Consider the following 18,483-nt stretch of genomic DNA (forward strand, 5'->3'; position numbering starts at 1 on the left):
CCGGCGTCGGCCCGGTGCGGGTCAGCCCAGCGCCGCCGGCTCCGGCAGGCCCACCGGCCACAGGTGCACGGGATCACCCTCGCGCATCAGCTCGACGTACCGGCGGGTCGTGGCGGCCAGCGCGTCCTCCCGGGACAGCCCCGCCTCCAGCCCCCGGTGGAACGTGGCCGCCTGCCAGGACGCGCCGTTGACCCGGCGCCGGCACCGCTCCTCGATCACACCGAGGTACAGGTCCCGGTCGGCGGGCTCCACGCCCCACGCGTCCAGCCCCGCCTCGGCGAGCGGCAGCAGTTCGTCGCGTACGAGGACGGCGGCGTCGACCTCGGTGGTGCCGCCCAGCCGGCCACGGCGCGGCCACTCGAAGCGGGCGTCGATGCCGTGCCGGCACGCGGCCTCGAAGTTGGCGGCGGCGGCCTCGAACGGCAGCCGGGTCCACACCGGCCGGGGCTCCTCGGCGAGCGCGCGCACCACACCGTAGTAGAAGGCCGCGTTGGCGATGACGTCGGTGACGGTGGGTCCGGCGGGCAGGACGCGGTTCTCCACCCGCAGGTGGGGGACGCCGTCGGCGATGTCGTAGACGGGGCGGTTCCAGCGGTAGACGGTGCCGTTGTGCAGGACGAGTTCGGCGAGCGAGGGCACACCCCCGGCGTCCAGGACCTCCAGCGGGTCCTCGTCGTCGCAGATCGGCAGCAGCGCCGGGAAATAGCGCCGGTTCTCCTCGAACAGGTCGTAGGCCGAGGTCACCCAGCGCTCCCCGAACCAGGTGCGCGGCCGGACGCCCTGGGCCTGGAGCTCGGGCGGGCGGGTGTCGGTGGACTGCTGGAACAGCGGGGGGCGCGACTCGCGCCACAGCTCGCGGCCGAACAGGAACGGCGCGTTGGCGCCGACGGCGATCTGCGCGGCGGTGACCGCCTGGGCTGCGTTCCACACGTCGGCGAAGCGGTCCGGGGTGACCTGGAGGTGCAGTTGCACCGAGGTGCAGGCGGCTTCGGGCGCGATGGACTTGGAGGTGCAGGTCAGACGCTCGACCCCCTCGATGTCGAGGGTGAAGTCCTCACCGCGGGCGGCCACGATCTGGTCGTTGAGCAGGGCGTAGCGGTCCACCGCGGAGAGATTGGAGGAAACGAGGTCGTCCCGGTCCAGCGTCGGCAGAATTCCGATCATCGCGATTCCCGCGTCGACCTCGCCGGCCTTGCGGTCCGCATATGCCAGAGACGTCCGGATCTCCTCGGCGAGCCGGTCGAATACCCGGCCGCCCAGCCGGTGGGGGGCGATGTTGACTTCCAGGTTGAACATGGCGAGTTCTGTCTGGAAGTCCCGGCTCGCGATGCGTTCGAGGACTTGCGCATTCAACATTTTCGGCATCCCGTCCGCACCGACGAGATTCAATTCGATCTCCAGCCCCATCAGGTTCTTCGGTTCGTCGAACCGCTTCTCCGCCAGAAGCCGCTCCAGACCCGTCAGGCACCGCTGCAGCTTCTCGCGGTAGCGCTGGCGATCGGACAGGTCGAACTGACCTGCCACGACCTTCTCCCCCATGGAAGCTTCCCTTCTGCGAGCGGCAGTCGAAGATCCGGCCGCCGGTGGCCGGTCAGGTTGGATGATGCCCAGCCGAAGCGATCGATAACGTCCCGCGGCGGCCCGGCACCCGCTACGCTGTGCCGATGTGACCGGTGGCACATTCACCAGGCATGGCGCGTGGAGCAGTTTCCGGGTCCGGTAACTCGTGAAAAACGCCGACGACAATTGGCCGACCGCTCGGTGAACATTCCCCGAGGTCACCGTCGTGCACCGGCCCGAAAATGTGGAGAAATCCCGCATCTCCACGACCGAATGCAACCTTGTACTGGTTGCCGGAATCAGCTAGCCGAAACACAGTCTGAACACATGTCGTATAAACTCCGCGGACAAGGCAGAAGACCGGCGCCCACGGTCGAAGGATGCCGTCGTCGAGCTGACACGCGGCAGACCTCACCCCCTTCTCGGTTCCCGGACCCCGGCCCCTGCCTCCCCAGCCCCGTGAGCTGACAGCGTCGTCCGCCCCGCTCCGCCCTCGCGCCACCGTGCCTTCGAATGAGAGGCGACCCACCATGCCCCTGCGTGTCCCGCCGGCCCCCAAGCCCGCCCTGCGCTCCGTCCTCACCGCCCTCTCCTCGCCCACCGCGGTCCGGGAGGCCCGGACTCCCTCGCTGCTCGGCGCCCAGGGCCCCGTCGCGCCCGAACTGCCGCTGCCCGTGCACGTCCTGGACCGGGTCACGGCGGACGGCGCGACGGCGACGCGGCTGGCCGGGTGGCGGTTCCTGATCCGCAGCGGCGACCGGGTGGTGGCGGCCGCGGAGACCATGCTGACCCCGGACGGCTGGGCGTTCTCGCACTTCTTCGAGGGTCCCTACGTCGCCTCGACCGAACGCGCGCTGCGGCAGGCCGAGTCGGTGCCCCAGCCCTACCAGCCGCGTCTGCTGTCGGTACCCGAGCTGTACATGCTCACCCTGTGGCTGCACGGCGACTGCGCCGCGGACGCCGCCGCCGGTCACCCCGCCGCCACCGACCTGCTGATTCCGCTGGCGCCCGCGCCTCCGGGCATCGCGGCCCACCGCCCGCACCGGGTCGCCGAGCTGCTGCCGGTCCTCACGCACCGGGTGACACCGACGGGGCTGCTGGGCTCGCCCGCCTGACCGCATCGCGTCCACCCGCGCGGACTAGCCCCATTCGGCCATGCCGAACCACCCGAAGTGACAGTGCAGTTGGGCTGAACCGTCCGCGCGGGTGATGCGTCATCAACCTGTGAGAAGCGGTGCTGCGAAATACCTGCGGATCGGCGCCCGTGGGGCAACACTGGGTTCGGACCGACTTAAACATACGGGGGGCGGCCATGAACAACGCTTCACGCCGCGGGACAGACAAGACAGCAGACTCACCCATCACCACAGACCGAGAGACCCCACTCATGTGTCAGCACCAGCCACCGTGCCCGTCAGCCGACTCCGCCGACCGGGAATCCGCCCGCCTCGTGGCGCACCACCCGGAGCAGGGCTGGAGCCTGCTGTGCAACGGCGTCGTCCTCTTCGAGGACACCGGTGAGCTTCTGCCGGACGGCCAGATCATCGCCCCGCACCGCCCCGTCGGCGCGGGTCTGATCACCGCCGCCTGAGCACCCCACCGGCCGGGGTGACATCACTCCGCCCGGCGCACCATGGGGCCGGCCCGCAGCCACGGTTGCGAACCGGCCCTGATGTGTGTCCAAGGACGATCACCCCGCGTAATCCGCCATGCCGACGCGGTCACGGCTGTCTCCCCCAAGCCCTCCCCGGCCGGCCCTCCGCCCGAACCGCCGACCCGGCGCACGCACCACGACCTGCCCGAAGCTGACCTCTCCCGCTATCGCCACCCGCAGGGTCACGGGGGCCCCGGCACCGGCCGCCCGAGCCACCTTCACCTTGGCGTAGCTCGCGATCAGCGAGTCGGTGTCCACCACGATGCCGGGCCGTGTCACGAGCTTCAGCGTGCCGCCGCGCAGGGCCAGGTCGATGTGGAGGGTGTCGTGCGTGATCACCGCGCGGGCGAGGTCGAGCGTCACCTCTCCCCAGTCCGACCGGATCTCCATCCGCCGCGGCACCACCCACCCGTCACCCCTCCGGGTGGACGCGCCTACCTGCTCGATACGGACGACGTCCTTGGCCTCGGCCTGAAACGGTCCCTCCGGCGCCACCGGCAGGTCGGCCGTCAGGGCCGCCAGCTCGCCCCGGGTGCGCGCGGAGAGCGCCGCGCCGACCCGCTCGTCCAGCTCCTCGGCGGTCAGCATGCCGTCGCCGGCGGCGGCACTCAGGACATCCACGGCACTGTCACGGTCCGCGTGCGAGGCCCGGAGCGCGAGCGCCCCGCCTCCCGGTGAGGGCTGTACCGACATCGCTCCACCCCGATCTCCCAGGGGGCATCCCGTGTGCGCCCCGTCACGCGACATACTAGCGCTATATCGCGTTACACCCAACGCCCCGGGTGCCCGGCACGCGTCCCGTTCCAGGGCTACGGTCCCCCCATGACCCTGAGCATCCGCAACCAGCTCCCGGGCACCGTCACCGCCGTCACCCCGGGCGAGGCCATGGCGACGGTCAAGGTCCGCCTCTCCGGCGGCCAGGACCTCACCTCGGCGATCACCCGGGACGCCGCCGACGACCTGGCGCTCGCCGCCGGTACGGCCGTCCGGGCCCTGGTGAAGTCCACGGAGGTCGCCCTGGCCACCGGGCGCGCCGAGGGCCTGTCGATCCGCAACCGGCTGCCCGGCACCGTCACCGCACTCACCACGGGGGGTGCGATGGCGTCCGTCGGGATCGCCGTCGAGGGCGGCGCGCTGACCGCCGTCGTCACCAAGGAGGCCGCCGAGGACCTGGGCCTGTCCGTCGGCGCTCCCGTCGTCGCGCTGATCAAGTCGACGGAGGTGTCGCTCGCGACCGCCTGACACGACAAGAGGCTCCGCACCGGCCCGATGGGCGGTACGGAGCCTCTTGTCGTACTGAACGTACTGGGCGTACGGGGGGATCAGTCCTCGTAGGCGTCCAGCGGCGGGCAGGAGCAGACGAGGTTCCGGTCACCGAAGGCCTGGTCGATGCGGCGCACCGGCGGCCAGTACTTGTCGGCGGCGGACACCCCGGCCGGGAAGACGGCCTCCTCACGCGTGTACGCGTGCTCCCAGGCACCGCCCAGGGCCGCGGCGGTGTGCGGCGCGCTCCCGAGCGGGTTGTCGTCGGCGGGCCAGGCGCCGGAGCCGACCTTCTCGATCTCCGCGCGGATGGCGATCATCGCCTCGCAGAACCGGTCCAGCTCGGCCAGGTCCTCGGACTCGGTCGGCTCGATCATCAGCGTGCCGGCTACCGGGAAGGACATCGTCGGCGCGTGGAAGCCGTAGTCGATCAGCCGCTTGGCGACGTCGTCGACGCTCACGCCGGTCGCCTTGGTCAGCGGACGCAGGTCGATGATGCACTCGTGCGCGACCAGCCCGCCGGGACCGGTGTACAGCACCGGGAAGTGCGGCTCCAGCCGCTTGGCGATGTAGTTGGCGGACAGCACGGCCACCTGCGTGGCGCGCTTGAGGCCCTCGCCGCCCATCAGACGCACGTACGACCAGGAGATCGGCAGGATGCCGGCCGAGCCCCACGGGGCCGCCGAGATCGGTCCGACGCCCGTCTGCGGGCCCGCCGCGGGCTGCATCGGGTGGTTGGGCAGGTACGGCGCCAGGTGCGACCGTACGGCCACCGGGCCGACGCCGGGACCGCCGCCGCCGTGCGGGATGCAGAACGTCTTGTGCAGGTTCAGGTGGGAGACGTCGCCGCCGAAGTGGCCGGGCTTGGCGAGGCCGACCAGGGCGTTGAGGTTGGCGCCGTCCACGTAGACCTGGCCGCCGGCGTCGTGCACCCGGCCGCAGATGTCGGCCACGTGCTCCTCGAAGACACCGTGCGTGGAGGGGTACGTGATCATCAGCACGGCCAGCTCGTCGCGGTGCTGCTCGATCTTGGCGCGCAGGTCCTCGACGTCGATCTCGCCGTCCTCGGCGGTCCTGACGACGACGACCTTCATGCCGGCCATCACGGCGCTGGCCGCGTTGGTGCCGTGCGCGGAGGACGGGATGAGGCAGACGGTGCGCTGCTCGTCGCCGTTGGCCCGGTGGTACCCGCGTACGGCGAGCAGGCCGGCGAACTCGCCCTGCGACCCGGCGTTGGGCTGCAGCGAGACCTTGTCGTACCCGGTGACCTCCGCGAGCCGCTCCTCCAGCTCACGGATGAGGGTCAGGTAGCCCTGCGCCTGCTCGGCGGGCGCGAAGGGGTGCAGCGCGCCGAACTCGGACCAGGTGACCGGCTCCATCTCGGTGGTGGCGTTGAGCTTCATGGTGCAGGAGCCCAGCGGGATCATGCCGCGGTCCAGCGCGTAGTCCCGGTCGGATAGGCGGCGCAGGTAGCGCAGCATCGCCGTCTCGGAGCGGTGCTGGTGGAAGACCGGGTGGGTCAGGAACTCGTCGGTGCGAAGCCGGGCCTCGGGCAGCGTCTCCGCGGTCTCCGCGTCCAGCGCCTCGATGTCGCCCTCGACGCCGAAGGCGTGCCACACGCCGCCGACCTGGGCGCGCGTGGTGGTCTCGTCGCAGGCGAAGGAGACGTGGTCGGCGTCGACGAGCCGCAGGTTGATGCCGTTCTCGCGGGCGGCGTGCACGATCGCGTCGGCCCGGCCGGGCACCCATGCGGTGACGGTGTCGAAGTAAGCACCATGGACGATCTCGACGCCGCCCGCGGCGAGGCCTGCGGCGGTGATCGAGGCGTACCGGTGGGTGCGCCGGGCGATGGCCCGCAGGCCCTCGGGGCCGTGGTAGACGGCGTACATGCCGGCCATGACGGCGAGCAGCACCTGGGCGGTGCAGATGTTGCTGGTGGCCTTCTCGCGGCGGATGTGCTGCTCGCGGGTCTGCAGGGCCAGGCGGTAGGCCTTGTTGCCGTCCGCGTCCACGGAGACGCCGACCAGGCGGCCGGGCAGGCTCCGCGCGAACTTCTCGTGCACGGCCATGTAGCCGGCGTGCGGCCCGCCGAAGCCCATCGGCACGCCGAAGCGCTGGGTGGTGCCGACGGCGATGTCCGCGCCCAGCTCGCCGGGCGAGGTGAGCAGGGTGAGGGCGAGCAGATCGGCGGCGACGGTGACGAGCGCGCCCAGTTCGTGCGCCCGATCGACGACCGGCTTGATGTCGCGTACGGCACCGGAGGCACCCGGGTACTGCAGCAGGACGCCGTTGATCTCCCGCTCGGCGACCTCGGCCGGGATGCCCTCGCTCAGGTCGGCGACGACGACCTCGACGCCGGTCGGCTCGGCACGGGTCTGGATCACGGCGATGGTCTGCGGCAGCACGTCCGCGTCGACCAGGAAGAGGCCCTTCTTGTTCTTGCCCATGCGCCGGGAGAGCGCCATCGCCTCGGCGGCGGCGGTGCCCTCGTCCAGCAGGGAGGCACCGGAGGTGGGCAGGCCGGTCAGCTCGGCGACCATGGTCTGGAAGTTGAGCAGGGCCTCCAGGCGGCCCTGGGAGATCTCGGGCTGGTACGGCGTGTACGCGGTGTACCAGGAGGGGTTCTCCATGACGTTGCGCAGGATGACCGGCGGGGTGAAGGTGCCGTAGTAACCGAGGCCGATCATGGAGTCCAGGACCTGGTTGCGGTCGGCCAGCGAGCGCAGCTCGGCCAGCACCTCCGCCTCGGAGCGCGCGCCCGGCAGGTCCAGCGCGTCGGCGTTCTTGATCACATCCGGCACCGCGGCGGCCGTCAGCTCGTCGAGCGAACCGTAACCGACCTGCGCGAGCATCTTGGCGCGGGCCTCGTGGTCGGGGCCGATGTGGCGCTGCTCGAACGGCGCTGCCTGTTCGAGTTCGGTGAGCGGAGTGCGGTGGGCGGTCATTGCGGAGGCCTCCTGGTCTGACGACCTTCGAGGGGCACCACGGCGCGGGTACCCGGACGGCCTCCCCCTCTGTCATCTCAACCTGAGAGCTTCACCGGGGCGGCCCGAGGGCGTCCCGGCTTTCACCGTCGGTGAGAGCGGAAGCCGTCGACACCCGCTCTGCTTTCCAGAGTGACCTCGTCCGTGCGGTACGTGAGCCTGAGAGATTCCGGGGAGGATTTGCTCCTTCGGCGCCTCCGATGGTGTCCGGAGGACTCTCCCGCGCGGGGTCAGCAGCCGTTTGCCAGCGTACCAGCGAGCCCGCGGCACGAACCTTCGAGTGGCCGACCGGTCATATGTAGTTTTTCGTAGTACTTACGGATGATTCGGCGGGCTGGTGTGCGACCCCAGTGCGGCCAAGTGGTGACCAAGTGGAGGGCCCGTGCGTACTGACATCGACCCGCGGAACCTGATAGGCCGCAAGGCGTTCGACCGCGAAGGCACCAGGATCGGCACCGTGGACGAGGTGTACCTCGACGACGCCACCGGCGTGCCCGAATGGGCGGCGATACGCACCGGCCTCTTCAGCAGGGACGCCTTCGTGCCCCTGGAGCCCAGCGAGCTGGTCGAGGGCACCCTGCGCGTGCCCTTCGAGCGGGCCCTGATCAAGGAGGCACCGGACTTCGGCGTCGGCCGCCACCTGTCGCCGGAACAGGAACTCCAGCTGTACCACCACTACGGCCTCGACGTGGCCGCCGCTCCCCCGCTCCCCGACCACGACTTCGGCAAGCTGGCGGGCAAGGGCAACGAGGAGACCTGACGCTCCGCCCCCGCGACCGATCCGGCACGCACGGGACGTACGGCTAACCGGCCACCGGTCTTGCCGGACCCTCACCGGGTCTTCGCGTCTCGGACAGAACCAGCGGCAGCGGAGCCGCGGGCGTCAGCTCCGGGTCGTCCATCGGAAAGGTCCGTACCCGGCCGGTCCGCGAGTACGGCGTCTCGAAGCGCACGGTGACCCGCCCCAGCCCGCTCCCCTGGACCCACCCGTGCCCGAACCGCGTGTGCCGCACGTCGTGCCCCGACGGCCAGCGGCGCTCCGCGGGTGCCGGGCGGTGCTCCGCGGCGGGCTCGGACTCCGGCTCCTCGGCGGGGCCCTCGGCTCCGCCCCCCGCCGCCTGCGCGAACAGGTCCTCCTGCGTGTAGTCGGCCAGGCCGCTGACGCCGACCCCGAGCAGCCGCACACCGCCCGTGGTGTCCACCGAGTCCAGGAGCCGGGCGGCGGCCTCCCGCACCACCGCCGGATCGTCCGTGGGCCCGCGGAGCGTCTCGGAGCGCGTCAGCGTGGAGAAGTCGTATCTGCGCACCTTGAGCACGATGGTCCGCCCGGACAGCCCCGACGCGCGCAGCCGTCGCACGCACCGGTCGGCCAGCCGGCCCACCTCCACGCCGACCCGCACCCGGTCGTGGATGTCCACGTCGTAGGTGTCCTCGACCGACACGGACTTGGTCTCCCGCTCGGCCACCACGGGCCGCTCGTCGAGCGCCAGGGCCATGGCGTACAGGCCGTGTCCGTGCGCCTTGCCCACCAGCCGCACCAACTCGTCCTCGCCCGCCTCTGCCAGTTCCCCGACCGTGGTGATGCCGGCCCGGCGCAGGTGGTCGCCGGTCGCCGGGCCGACGCCGGGCAGGGTCCGCACGGACATGGGCTCCAGCATGGCCCGCTCCGTCCCCGGCGGGATCAGGACCAGCCCGTCGGGTTTGGCCTCCTCGGAGGCGATCTTGGCCAGCATCTTGGAGGCGGCCAGTCCCACGGATCCGGTGAGACCCGTGACGGCGCGGATGTCCGTGCGCAGCTTCGTCCCGGCCAGCCGCGCCGACGCCGCGTCCCAGGCCGTCCCGCCGGCCTCCAGGTCCACGAACGCCTCGTCCAGGCTCAGCGGCTCCACCAGCGGCGACAACTCCCTGAGCAGCCGCATCACCTGTTCGCTGATCGACCGGTACAGCTCGAACCGCGGGACGAGATACGCGGCGTTGGGCGCCAGCCGCCTGGCCTGGCCCATCGGCATCGCCGAGTGGACGCCGAAGACGCGCGCCTCGTACGAGCAGGTGGCGACGACGCCTCGCGGCCCCAGGCCGCCCACGACCACGGCCTTCCCGCGCAGACTCGGCTTGGACGCCTGCTCCACCGAGGCGAAGAAGGCATCCATGTCGAGATGGAGGATCGTGGGCGCGGTTCTCACATCTCCGATGCTGCCCTACGCCACTGACAATGCGGCCGCCACCGGTCGGCCCGCGCGCCGGGCGGACCGGCGCGTCGCTCAGACCGCCCTGTTGCGGCGTCGCGCCAGCTCGTCCGCCGGATTGTGCCCGACCAGGGTCTCCCCGGTGTCGATCCGCTCTCCGTGCAGCTGGGACAGCGCGCTCTCGACGTCCCGCCAGACCACGCCGACGGCGATCCCGAAGATGCCCTGTCCGCCCTGGAGCAGGGCGTGCACCTCGTCCGGGGAGGTGCACTCGTAGACCGTGGCGCCGTCGCTCATCATCGTCATCCGCTCCAGGTCGCGGAAGCCGCGCTCCCGCAGGTGCTGGACGGCGGTCCGGATGTTCTGGAGTGACACCCCTGTGTCCAGGAAGCGTTTGACGATCTTCAGCACGACCACGTCGCGGAAGCTGTACAAACGCTGCGTGCCCGACCCGTGGGCCGGCCGCACACTGGGCTCGACGAGTCCCGTGCGGGCCCAGTAGTCGAGCTGCCGGTAGGTGATGCCGGCGGCCGCGCAGGCCGTCGGCCCGCGATAGCCGATCTCTTCGGACGTCATGGCCGCCGTCCCTCCACTGGTCGGCACGGCGGCCGGCCGCTGCGGAGCGGAATCGGGCACGCCGGCCTGCTGGGCGTACCCCCCGCCCGTGCGGAGCCGAGAGTCCTGGGGAGGGTACGGACCACTCGCCCCGAGACCGTGCCCGGGGCCACCCCCAGCCGTACCGTCGCCGCTGATCCTCACGCCGACCTCCGTCCTTGACCTGCCTCCTCGAAGGTAGGCAGTCACCAAGGGTGCGTCAACGATCGCCACACTCGGCACGCCGAGTGATAATCACCCTAAGAGTGGTTTCGCGTGCCCCGATTCGGGGAAACCCTACTGGTTGCTCGTCCCGAAGTCCTCCGGCGAGATCTGGTCGAGGAACTCGCGGAACTTCTCCACCTCGTCCTCCTGCTCGTCCGGGATCGCGATGCCCGCGTCGTCGAGGACCGTGTCGCTGCCGTAGATCGGCGTTCCGGTGCGCAGGGCCAGCGCTATGGCGTCGGAGGGCCTGGCGCTGACCTCGACGCCGCTGGCGAAGACCAGCTCGGCGTAGAACACCCCGTCGCGCAGGTCGGTGATGCGCACCTCGGTGAGCTCCTGGCCGACGGCTTCCAGCACGTCCTTGAACAGGTCGTGGGTCAGCGGCCGTGCCGGAGCCATGCCCTGCTGGGCGAAGGCGATCGCCGTCGCCTCACCCGGTCCGATCCAGATGGGAAGGTAGCGGTCGCCTCCCACCTCGCGCAGCAGCACGATCGGTTGGTTGGAGGGCATCTCGACCCGGACACCTACGACATCGAGCTCGTTCACACAGCAACCCTAGGCCGTGCCCGGGACGTTTGGGTAGTCGGGCCGGGATCGGCTGGGCGATCCGGGGCTCCGAACAGGCGTGTTTCAGGGAAGCCGCACGCCGAGCGCGGTCTGTACCAGCGCCGCGTGCAGCTGCACCGCCAGGCCCGCCAGCTCCTTGGTACGCGCTTCCGCGTGTGCCCTGGTCTGGGGGTTGCGGTGTCGTTTCAGCGGGGCGACCACCTGGTCCACCAGCCCGGCGTCCCGGTCGGCGGCGGCCTTCATCACCCGCAGGTGCCGAGGCTCGATCCCGAAGCGCCCGAGCTGCGTCACGAGTGACGCCACGGTGACGGCCTCGGCGTCGTACGCCCCGTCGGGCAGGGGGGCGAGGAGCCCGTAGGACTCCCACTCCTTCAGCTCCTGGTCGTCGATCCCGGCCGCGGTGAGCAGCTCGTCCCGTCCGATCCGGGCGACGGTCGGGCTCTCGACGGGCTCCGGCGCGGTCTCTCCGTCCCGCTGCCGGCCGACCGTGGGCAGCGACACCGCCTCACCGCGCTCCACGGCGTCCAGGTGCTCACGGATGATCTTGAGCGGCAGGTAGTGGTCCCGCTGCATTCGCAGCACCCGGCCCAGACGCTCCACGTCGTGCGCGCTGAACTTGCGGTACCCGGCCGGGGTCCGCCGCGGCTCGACGAGGCCCTCGGACTCCAGGAAGCGGATCTTGGAGATGCTGATGTCGGGGAACTCGTCACGCAGCACGTTCAGCACCGTGCCGATGCTCATCAGCCCACTGTCCGTGGCGGCGGCGCCGTGACCGGCACCGCCGCTCGGTGTATGCAGCATGGACCTTCCCTGGAGGTTCGGGTCAGTAACCCCGCTGGCTCGCGTAGAACACCAGCCGGTACTTGCCGATCTGCACCTCGTCACCGTTCGACAGGGCGACCTGGTCGATGCGCTCCCGGTTGACGTACGTACCGTTCAGGCTGCCCACGTCGGCGACCGTGAAGGATCCGTCCGGACTGCGGCGGAACTCCACGTGCCGGCGCGAGACCGTCACGTCGTCAAGGAAGATGTCGCTCTGCGGGTGACGCCCGGCGGTGGTCAGCTCACCGTCCAGCAGGAAGCGGCTGCCCGAGTTCGGACCGCGGCGCACGACCAGGAGCGCGGAGCCGAGCGGCAGCGCGTCCACGGCCGCCTGCGCCTCGGGCGAGAGCGCCGGGACCGCGGTCTGACCGGTGACCTCGGCGTCGTACGCCTCGAGACCGGAGATGGAGATCGTGGAGGTCGTCTCGGAGGCACGCTCCGGAACCGCGCCGGCACGCAGCGGCGCACCGCAGTTGGAGCAGAAGCGGCTGTTCTCCGCGTTGCGGTTACCGCACCTCGTACACACCAGGGCCGACATGGACGGATCCTCCTGCCGCGGCTGCCCCGCCGGGGCGTTCGACGCGTACGGACCGGGGTTGAACCCTCCACCCGTACCTGAGGTCGACGGTTGCCCGAAACCTATGCCGCCGGACTGTGCAGGGTCAACAGACGGCGCGCCCTGACCACCGGAAATGTCCCCGCCAGGACCACCCACCTGGTCCCGGAACATCGGGCGTCGGCCCTCCGCGTCGGGCTGGGCGCGATGGCGGGCGGTCGCGTTGTCGCTGCCCTCTCGCGCGCTCTTGCCGAACAACTTCGCAAACAACTTCACGGGCGATTCCCCTTGACCGAAACAGACCCGCCCGTGGGGCAGGACGAACCCTGACTGACCGTACTGACCGACCCGGACATCTTCACAACGTCCGTCTCCACCAGACAGTTTCCACCACGCACCACCCAATCGGTGCGCCGACCCCCCGCAACCTCATGCCCTCGCCGGACGTCCCCCATGCACCGCCGGTTCACTGGGAGGACGACCGAGCGTAGTCAGGCCGCTCCGCCGCTCGCAAGGCGTCCACGACGATCTTGCTCGACCGCTCAACAGTAACGGTGGCCTGTTCTTTTTCCAGAGTCTGCACCACGCCTCCAGGAATGTTGAGAGCCGGTTCGAGGTCCTGCGGCTTGCCGATGACCTGGAAACGATAGGGCGCGTTGATCTTGTTCCCGTCCACGCTCACGGACTTGTCGGAGTCCGCGAGGTAGGTGCCGGCGACGACCCTCACACCGTTCACCTGGATCGCCTCCGCGCCCGCCGCACGCAGCTCCTGGATCGCGTCGAGCAGCATGTCGGCCTCGACCGCTCCCTTCGTGTCCTGGACCGTCACCGTGATGCCGGGCCCCTGCGCGGCCACGGTGCCCGCGAGGATGCCCAGTTGCCGCTCCTTCTCCAGCGTCTGCTTGCGGGCCTCCTCCGCCTGGTCGGAGCTGTTCTCCAGCTCGTCGCGCTGCTTCTCGAGGCCCTGCTTCTCGTCTTCAAGACGCTGAGTACGGTCGTCCAGTTCATCGAGGATGCGGACCAGATCCTCCTGCCGGGCACCGCGCAGCGCGCCGTCGCTCTCACTGTTGGACGCCACCTGGACCGCGAGCCCGAATCCGAGCCCGAACAGGAGCAGGGCCACGATGAGTTGGGCCCTGGTCAGACGTGGCGGCCACAGGCCCTTGAGCAGCCGGTCCCGGCCGCTCGGCCCGCCCTGCACCGGCTGCGGGTCCTCGGGAGTGTCGGCGGCCGGTGCGTCCTGCGCCGGTACCACCTCGTCGGGCAGTTCCTTGCGGAGCCGGTTCGCCGGCTGCTGGTCGTGGTCGCTCATCGGCCTCACGCCCGGAAGACGTGTCGTCGGATCGCCGCGGCGTTGGAGAAGATCCGGATGCCGAGGACGACCACGACACCGGTGGACAGCTGGGCACCGACGCCCAGCTTGTCGCCCAGGAACACGATCAGCGCGGCCACGACCACGTTCGACAGGAAGGACACCACGAAGACCTTGTCGTCGAAGATGCCGTCGAGCATGGCCCGCAGTCCACCGAAGACGGCGTCCAGCGCCGCCACGACGGCGATCGGCAGGTACGGCTCCACGGCCGCCGGCACCTCGGGCCGGACCAACAGTCCGGCCACGACTCCCACGACGAGGCCCAGTACGGCGATCACGATGTGCCCTTCTCGGTTATCGGCTGTGCTGTACGTACGATCACACTCGGTGCGGCAGGCAGCCGTAGGTCGTTCGCCACGGAGATGGCCGTCCGGATGCCGTAGTTCTCCTGGAGGGCGTGCAGGTACAGCCCATCGGCGCTGTCCTGGAACGTGCTGCTCAGCTGCTCGCCGCCGCCCACCGCGAGCACCGTGTACGGCGGCACCAGCGGTCTGTTGTCGACCAGTATCGCGTCACCGGCGGCCCTGATCGCCGACAGTGCCGTCAGACGCTGTCCGTTGATGGAGATCGCCTCGGCGCCCGACTCCCACAGCCCGTTGACCACGCGCTGCATGTCCCGGTCCCGCACCCGGCCGGTGTCGGAGAAGCCGGAGGTGCCGCGCGGCTGCCCGTCACCGCCCGTGCCCACGTCCTTGGCGTCGTTCACCACGAGCTTCACGCCCGGGCCGTGCACCTCGACCGCGCCCGACAGGATGCCCACGAGGTCGGCCCGGTCGCCGGCGCCGCTCTTGTCCAGCGCCTCGCGCTGCCGCGCGCTCACCTCGTCCCGCAGCTCGTCGACGCTCTTCTCCAGCTCGTCGGCCGCCGAGGTCTCCCCCTCTATGCGGTCGATCAGCTCCTCGCGCTCCTTGGCGACCACGGGAGCGGCGACCCGTGCCTGAGCCGCCCCGACCGTGACGACCAGGGCCGCCAGCACCAGGCCTGCGGCCAGTCCGAGCTTGGCCCGCAGGGTCCTCGGCATACCGCCGCCGCCCTCGGCCTTCTTTCGCGCGGCCGCCTCGGCGTAGCCGTCGTCGAGGCTGTGGTCCATGACGTTGGTGAGCAAGGACATGGACGCGTCCGGGCGCGCGGGCCGCGTGGATGTGCTCCGAACGGGGGGTTGCTGCGGCATGCCGCACATCGTCGCACGCCGCCGCCACTACCTCCGAATGGCCCCACCGGCGTGCCGGACAGGCCCCCTTGGGGACACTTGTCCGGCACGCACGCGTGCGGTGTGTTCTACCGGCCGGCGCTGTCCACCACCGCGGCCCACTCGTCCAGCAGCGCCTGGGCGGAGGCGTCGTCGGGCCCCTCGGCCCACAGGTGGGTCACCGCTTCGGCCGGGTCGGGGAGCACCATCACCCAGCGTCCGTCGGTCTCCACCACGCGCACACCGTCGGTCGTGTCGACCGAGCGGTCCCCGGCGGCCTCGACGACACGCCGCATCACGAGGCCCTTGACGGCCCACGGCGTCGCCAGATCACGCTTGAGGACGTGCGCCCGGGGGATCCGCGCGTCGATCTGGCTCAGTGTGAGCTGCGTCCGTGCGACGAGCCCGATCAACCGCACGAAGGCCGCCGTACCGTCGTAGACACTGCTGAACTCGGGGACGATGAACCCGCCCTTGCCGTCGCCGCCGAAGATGGCCCCTTCCTCGCCGCCGACCCGCGTCAGGTCGTCCGGAGAGGTGGTCGTCCACTCCACCTGGGTGCCGTGGTACGCGGCGACCTGCTCGGCGATCCTGGTGGTCGTCACGGGCAGGGCGACCCGCCCGCTGCGCCGCTCGGCCGCGATCAGGTCGAGCAGCACCAGCAGCGCCCGGTCGTCCTCGATGATGCGGCCCTTCTCGTCGACGAGCGACAGCCTCTCGCCGACCGGGTCGAACCGCACCCCGAAGGCCGCCCGGGAGGACGCCACGATCTCACCGAGCCGCACCAGCCCCGACCGCCGCACGTCGCCGGTCTCGGTAGGCCTGGACTCGTCGAGTCCGGGGTTGATGGTCAGCGAGTCGACACCGAGCTTGCCGAGCAGACTGGGCAGCACCAGCCCCGCACTGCCGTTGGAGGCGTCGACGACCACCTTGAGGCCGGAGTCCGCGATCCCCGTGATGTCGACGTTCCGCAGCAGCGATCCGGTGTACGAGTCGAACACACTGGACGGGAAGTGCAGGTCCCCGATCTCACCGGGGAACGCGCGCCGGTACTCCTGCCGCGCGAACACCCGGTCGAGCTTCCGCTGGCTGCCCTGCGACAGGTCTGCGCCCTGCCCGTCGAAGAACATGATGTCGACGGAGTCCGGCACGCCGAGGGTGGTCCGGATCATGATCCCGCCCGCGCTGCCCCGCGCGGTCTGCTGCCGCGCCACGGGCAGCGGTACGTTCTCCAGGTCGCGTACGTCGATGGCGCTGGCCTGCAACGCGGAGATCACCGCCCGCTTCAGCGCACGGGCACCACGGGAGTGGTCCCGGGCGGTGGTGACGGTGGAGCCCTTCTTGAGGGTGGTCGCGTAGGCGCCGGCCAGCCGTACCGCCAGTTCCGGCGTGATCTCCACGTTCAGGATGCCGGACACGCCACGCGCCCCGAACAGGTGCGCCTGGCCCCGGGACTCCCAGATGACCGAGGTGTTGACGAAGGCTCCGGCCTCGATGGTCTTGAACGGGTAGACCCGCACGTTGCCCTGGATGATCGATTCTTCGCCGACCAGGCATTCGTCGCCGATGACCGCGCCGTCCTCGATCCGCGCGGCACGCATGATGTCGGTGTTCTTGCCGACCACACAGCCCCGCAGATTGCTCTGCGGGCCGACATACACGTTGTCCGCCACCACGGCCTTGTGGAGAAAGGCGCCGCTCTTGACGACGACATTGGAGCCGACGACCGTGTGTTCGCGGATTTCGGCGCCGGCCTCGACCTTCGCGTAGTCACCGATGTACAACGGCCCCCGCAGCACGGCGTCCGCATGCACCTCGGCGCCTTCGGCCACCCAGACGCCCGGAGAGATCTCGAAGCCGTCGATGTCGACGTCGACCTTGCGTTCCAGAACGTCGGCCTGGGCCTTGACGTAGCTCTCGTGGGTGCCGACGTCCTCCCAGTAGCCCTCGGCGACGTAGCCGTAGACGGGCTTGCCTTCCTTCATCAGCTGCGGGAAGACGTCGCCGGACCAGTCCACGGGCACATCGGGGTCGACGTAGTCGAAGACCTCGGGCTCCATGACGTAGATTCCGGTGTTCACCGTGTCCGAGAAGACCTGGCCCCAGGTCGGCTTCTCCAGGAAGCGCTCGACCTTGCCCTCCTCGTCGACGATGGTGATACCGAATTCCAGCGGGTTGGGCACGCGTGTCAGACACACGGTGACGAGCGCGCCCTTTTCCTTGTGGAAATTGATCAGATCGGTGAGATCGAAGTCGGTCAGGGCATCGCCGGAAATTACGAGGAAGGCATCGTCCTTCAATGCCTCCTCGGCGTTCTTGACGCTTCCTGCGGTACCGAGTGGCTTCTCCTCATTGGCATACGTGAGCTCCATCCCGAGCTCTTCGCCATCACCGAAGTAGTTCTTGACCAGGGAGGCCAGGAATTGAACGGTGACGACGGTCTCGTTGAGCCCATGCCTTTTCAGCAGCCGCAGCACATGCTCCATGATCGGCCGGTTGGCCACCGGCAGGAGCGGCTTGGGCATGCTCGAGGTCATGGGACGAAGGCGGGTGCCTTCGCCTCCAGCCATCACGACGGCCTTCATGTCGGAAGCGTCCTCCTCTAAGAGACGACGGTTAAGCCGACTTCACCCGTCCAGGGTCCCGCACTTTTCCAGCGCGGGCCATCCGGCCACTGGGGCCGCACAATCAGCGAGTTCAATCGGCTGTGGCGTCCGCACGGACCAGGCGGCGGACCTGCACCACGTAGAGGACACCTGCCCACCAGTACAGGGTTGTACCCCATCCGGCGAACGCCCATCCGAAAACAGCGGCAAGTGACGCGATCCACCCGCTGCCGTCGCTGAGCAGCAGCAGGGGGAAGGCGTACATGAGGTTGAAGGTGGCCGCCTTGCCCAGGAAGTTCACCTGTGGCGGCGGATAGCCGTGCCGGCGAAGGATGCCCACCATCACGAGCAGGACCGCCTCGCGGGCAAGAAGTACAAGTGTCAACCAGAGGGGGAGGATCTCCCGCCAAGTGAGGCCCACCAGCGTCGACAGGATGTAGAGCCGATCGGCCGCGGGGTCCAGGAGTCGCCCGAGGTTGCTGATCTGGTTCCAGCGCCGCGCGAGCTTCCCGTCCAGGTAGTCGCTGACCCCACTCAGGGCCAGCACCAACAGCGCCCATCCGTCGCTCTGCGGGCCGCCGAACTCGGGGCGGAGGATGAGCCACAGGAAGAGCGGCACGCCGGCGAGGCGCGCCATGCTCAGGATGTTCGGGATGGTGAGGACCCGGTCGGTCTGCACGCGGGTCTCCTGGACCTCCACGCGGGGGCCTCCTGGTGGGAAACGAGCCAATGATGCTCACTGACCTTACCTCAACGCAAAAAAGCTCTGGCTCTCGGGCTGTGTGCCCAAGAGCCAGAGCTCTAAGAGGAGTTCGGCGGCGTCCTACTCTCCCACAGGGTCCCCCCTGCAGTACCATCGGCGCTGTAAGGCTTAGCTTCCGGGTTCGGAATGTAACCGGGCGTTT

Annotated in this window: 17 protein-coding genes, 1 rRNA gene and 1 riboswitch; of the genes, 4 read left to right on the top strand and 14 right to left on the bottom strand. The window is 70.1% G+C overall.

Annotated elements, in window-relative coordinates; genetic code table 11:
• Positions 1-21: 21 nt before the first annotated feature.
• Complete coding sequence (locus ACGF3J_RS26960; RefSeq protein ID WP_161326671.1) at positions 22-1,539, bottom strand: glutamate--cysteine ligase; 1,518 nt, start codon at positions 1,537-1,539, stop codon at positions 22-24.
• 551 nt (positions 1,540-2,090) lie between these two features.
• On the opposite strand from ACGF3J_RS26960, the gene ACGF3J_RS26965 reads away from it, so the two are divergent.
• Positions 2,091-2,675, top strand: coding sequence for a hypothetical protein (locus ACGF3J_RS26965; RefSeq protein WP_161326672.1), 585 nt, complete (start codon positions 2,091-2,093; stop codon positions 2,673-2,675).
• Positions 2,676-2,947: 272 nt separating this feature from the next.
• Complete coding sequence (locus tag ACGF3J_RS26970; RefSeq protein ID WP_125494525.1) at positions 2,948-3,151, top strand: DUF5999 family protein; 204 nt, start codon at positions 2,948-2,950, stop codon at positions 3,149-3,151.
• Positions 3,152-3,250: 99 nt separating this feature from the next.
• On the opposite strand, the gene ACGF3J_RS26975 is transcribed toward ACGF3J_RS26970, so the two are convergent.
• Positions 3,251-3,907: a DUF1707 domain-containing protein gene (locus ACGF3J_RS26975; protein WP_161326673.1), complete on the bottom strand. Its 657-nt coding sequence runs from the start codon at positions 3,905-3,907 to the stop codon at positions 3,251-3,253.
• A gap of 129 nt (positions 3,908-4,036) precedes the next feature.
• Between ACGF3J_RS26975 and ACGF3J_RS26980 the strand changes: the two genes are divergently transcribed.
• Positions 4,037-4,456: a molybdopterin-binding protein gene (locus tag ACGF3J_RS26980; RefSeq protein ID WP_161326674.1), complete on the top strand. Its 420-nt coding sequence runs from the start codon at positions 4,037-4,039 to the stop codon at positions 4,454-4,456.
• 80 nt (positions 4,457-4,536) lie between these two features.
• Here the strand turns inward: ACGF3J_RS26980 and gcvP are convergent, their stop codons facing one another.
• A complete protein-coding gene (gene gcvP / locus ACGF3J_RS26985; RefSeq protein WP_161326675.1) occupies positions 4,537-7,422 on the bottom strand; it encodes an aminomethyl-transferring glycine dehydrogenase in 2,886 nt (961 codons plus the stop codon).
• Between the two features lie 176 nt (positions 7,423-7,598).
• A riboswitch (glycine riboswitch) is annotated at positions 7,599-7,694 on the bottom strand.
• Positions 7,695-7,843: 149 nt separating this feature from the next.
• Between gcvP and ACGF3J_RS26990 the strand changes: the two genes are divergently transcribed.
• On the top strand, positions 7,844-8,221 hold the full coding sequence (locus ACGF3J_RS26990; protein ID WP_125494522.1) for a PRC-barrel domain-containing protein: 378 nt from the start codon (positions 7,844-7,846) through the stop codon (positions 8,219-8,221).
• Positions 8,222-8,264: 43 nt separating this feature from the next.
• On the opposite strand, the gene ACGF3J_RS26995 is transcribed toward ACGF3J_RS26990, so the two are convergent.
• From ACGF3J_RS26995 to rrf, 11 genes are all read right to left on the bottom strand, one after another.
• Entirely contained in the window at positions 8,265-9,644 is a 1,380-nt protein-coding gene (locus ACGF3J_RS26995; RefSeq protein ID WP_393854965.1) for a DNA polymerase IV, read from the bottom strand.
• Between the two features lie 78 nt (positions 9,645-9,722).
• Entirely contained in the window at positions 9,723-10,406 is a 684-nt protein-coding gene (locus tag ACGF3J_RS27000) for a MerR family transcriptional regulator (protein ID WP_161327930.1), read from the bottom strand.
• 132 nt (positions 10,407-10,538) lie between these two features.
• The gene (locus ACGF3J_RS27005; RefSeq protein ID WP_030189411.1) at positions 10,539-11,012 is read right to left on the bottom strand and encodes a bifunctional nuclease family protein; all 474 of its coding nucleotides are present in this window, start codon (positions 11,010-11,012) and stop codon (positions 10,539-10,541) included.
• Positions 11,013-11,096: 84 nt separating this feature from the next.
• Complete coding sequence (locus ACGF3J_RS27010; RefSeq protein ID WP_161327929.1) at positions 11,097-11,834, bottom strand: MerR family transcriptional regulator; 738 nt, start codon at positions 11,832-11,834, stop codon at positions 11,097-11,099.
• Positions 11,835-11,856: 22 nt separating this feature from the next.
• Positions 11,857-12,816, bottom strand: a complete 960-nt coding sequence (locus ACGF3J_RS27015) for an FHA domain-containing protein (RefSeq protein ID WP_161327928.1) — start codon at positions 12,814-12,816, stop codon at positions 11,857-11,859.
• Positions 12,817-12,877: 61 nt separating this feature from the next.
• On the bottom strand, positions 12,878-13,723 hold the full coding sequence (locus tag ACGF3J_RS27020; RefSeq protein ID WP_161327927.1) for a DUF881 domain-containing protein: 846 nt from the start codon (positions 13,721-13,723) through the stop codon (positions 12,878-12,880).
• A gap of 5 nt (positions 13,724-13,728) precedes the next feature.
• Positions 13,729-14,061, bottom strand: a complete 333-nt coding sequence (locus ACGF3J_RS27025; protein ID WP_003977440.1) for a small basic family protein — start codon at positions 14,059-14,061, stop codon at positions 13,729-13,731.
• Complete coding sequence (locus ACGF3J_RS27030; RefSeq protein WP_161327926.1) at positions 14,058-14,894, bottom strand: DUF881 domain-containing protein; 837 nt, start codon at positions 14,892-14,894, stop codon at positions 14,058-14,060. Before ACGF3J_RS27030 ends, ACGF3J_RS27025 begins: the two co-directional genes overlap by 4 nt.
• A 167-nt stretch (positions 14,895-15,061) precedes the next feature.
• Positions 15,062-17,557, bottom strand: a complete 2,496-nt coding sequence (locus tag ACGF3J_RS27035) for a mannose-1-phosphate guanyltransferase (protein ID WP_161327925.1) — start codon at positions 17,555-17,557, stop codon at positions 15,062-15,064.
• Between the two features lie 112 nt (positions 17,558-17,669).
• Positions 17,670-18,278 carry a CDP-alcohol phosphatidyltransferase family protein gene (locus ACGF3J_RS27040; RefSeq protein ID WP_161327924.1) on the bottom strand — a complete coding sequence of 203 codons (609 nt, stop codon included), beginning with the start codon at positions 18,276-18,278 and terminating at the stop codon, positions 17,670-17,672.
• Between the two features lie 110 nt (positions 18,279-18,388).
• Positions 18,389-18,483 (bottom strand): 5S ribosomal RNA (gene rrf, locus ACGF3J_RS27045); the annotation flags it as partial.

Source organism: Streptomyces sp. NPDC048171, from assembly GCF_043202655.1.
Taxonomy (GTDB): domain Bacteria; phylum Actinomycetota; class Actinomycetes; order Streptomycetales; family Streptomycetaceae; genus Streptomyces.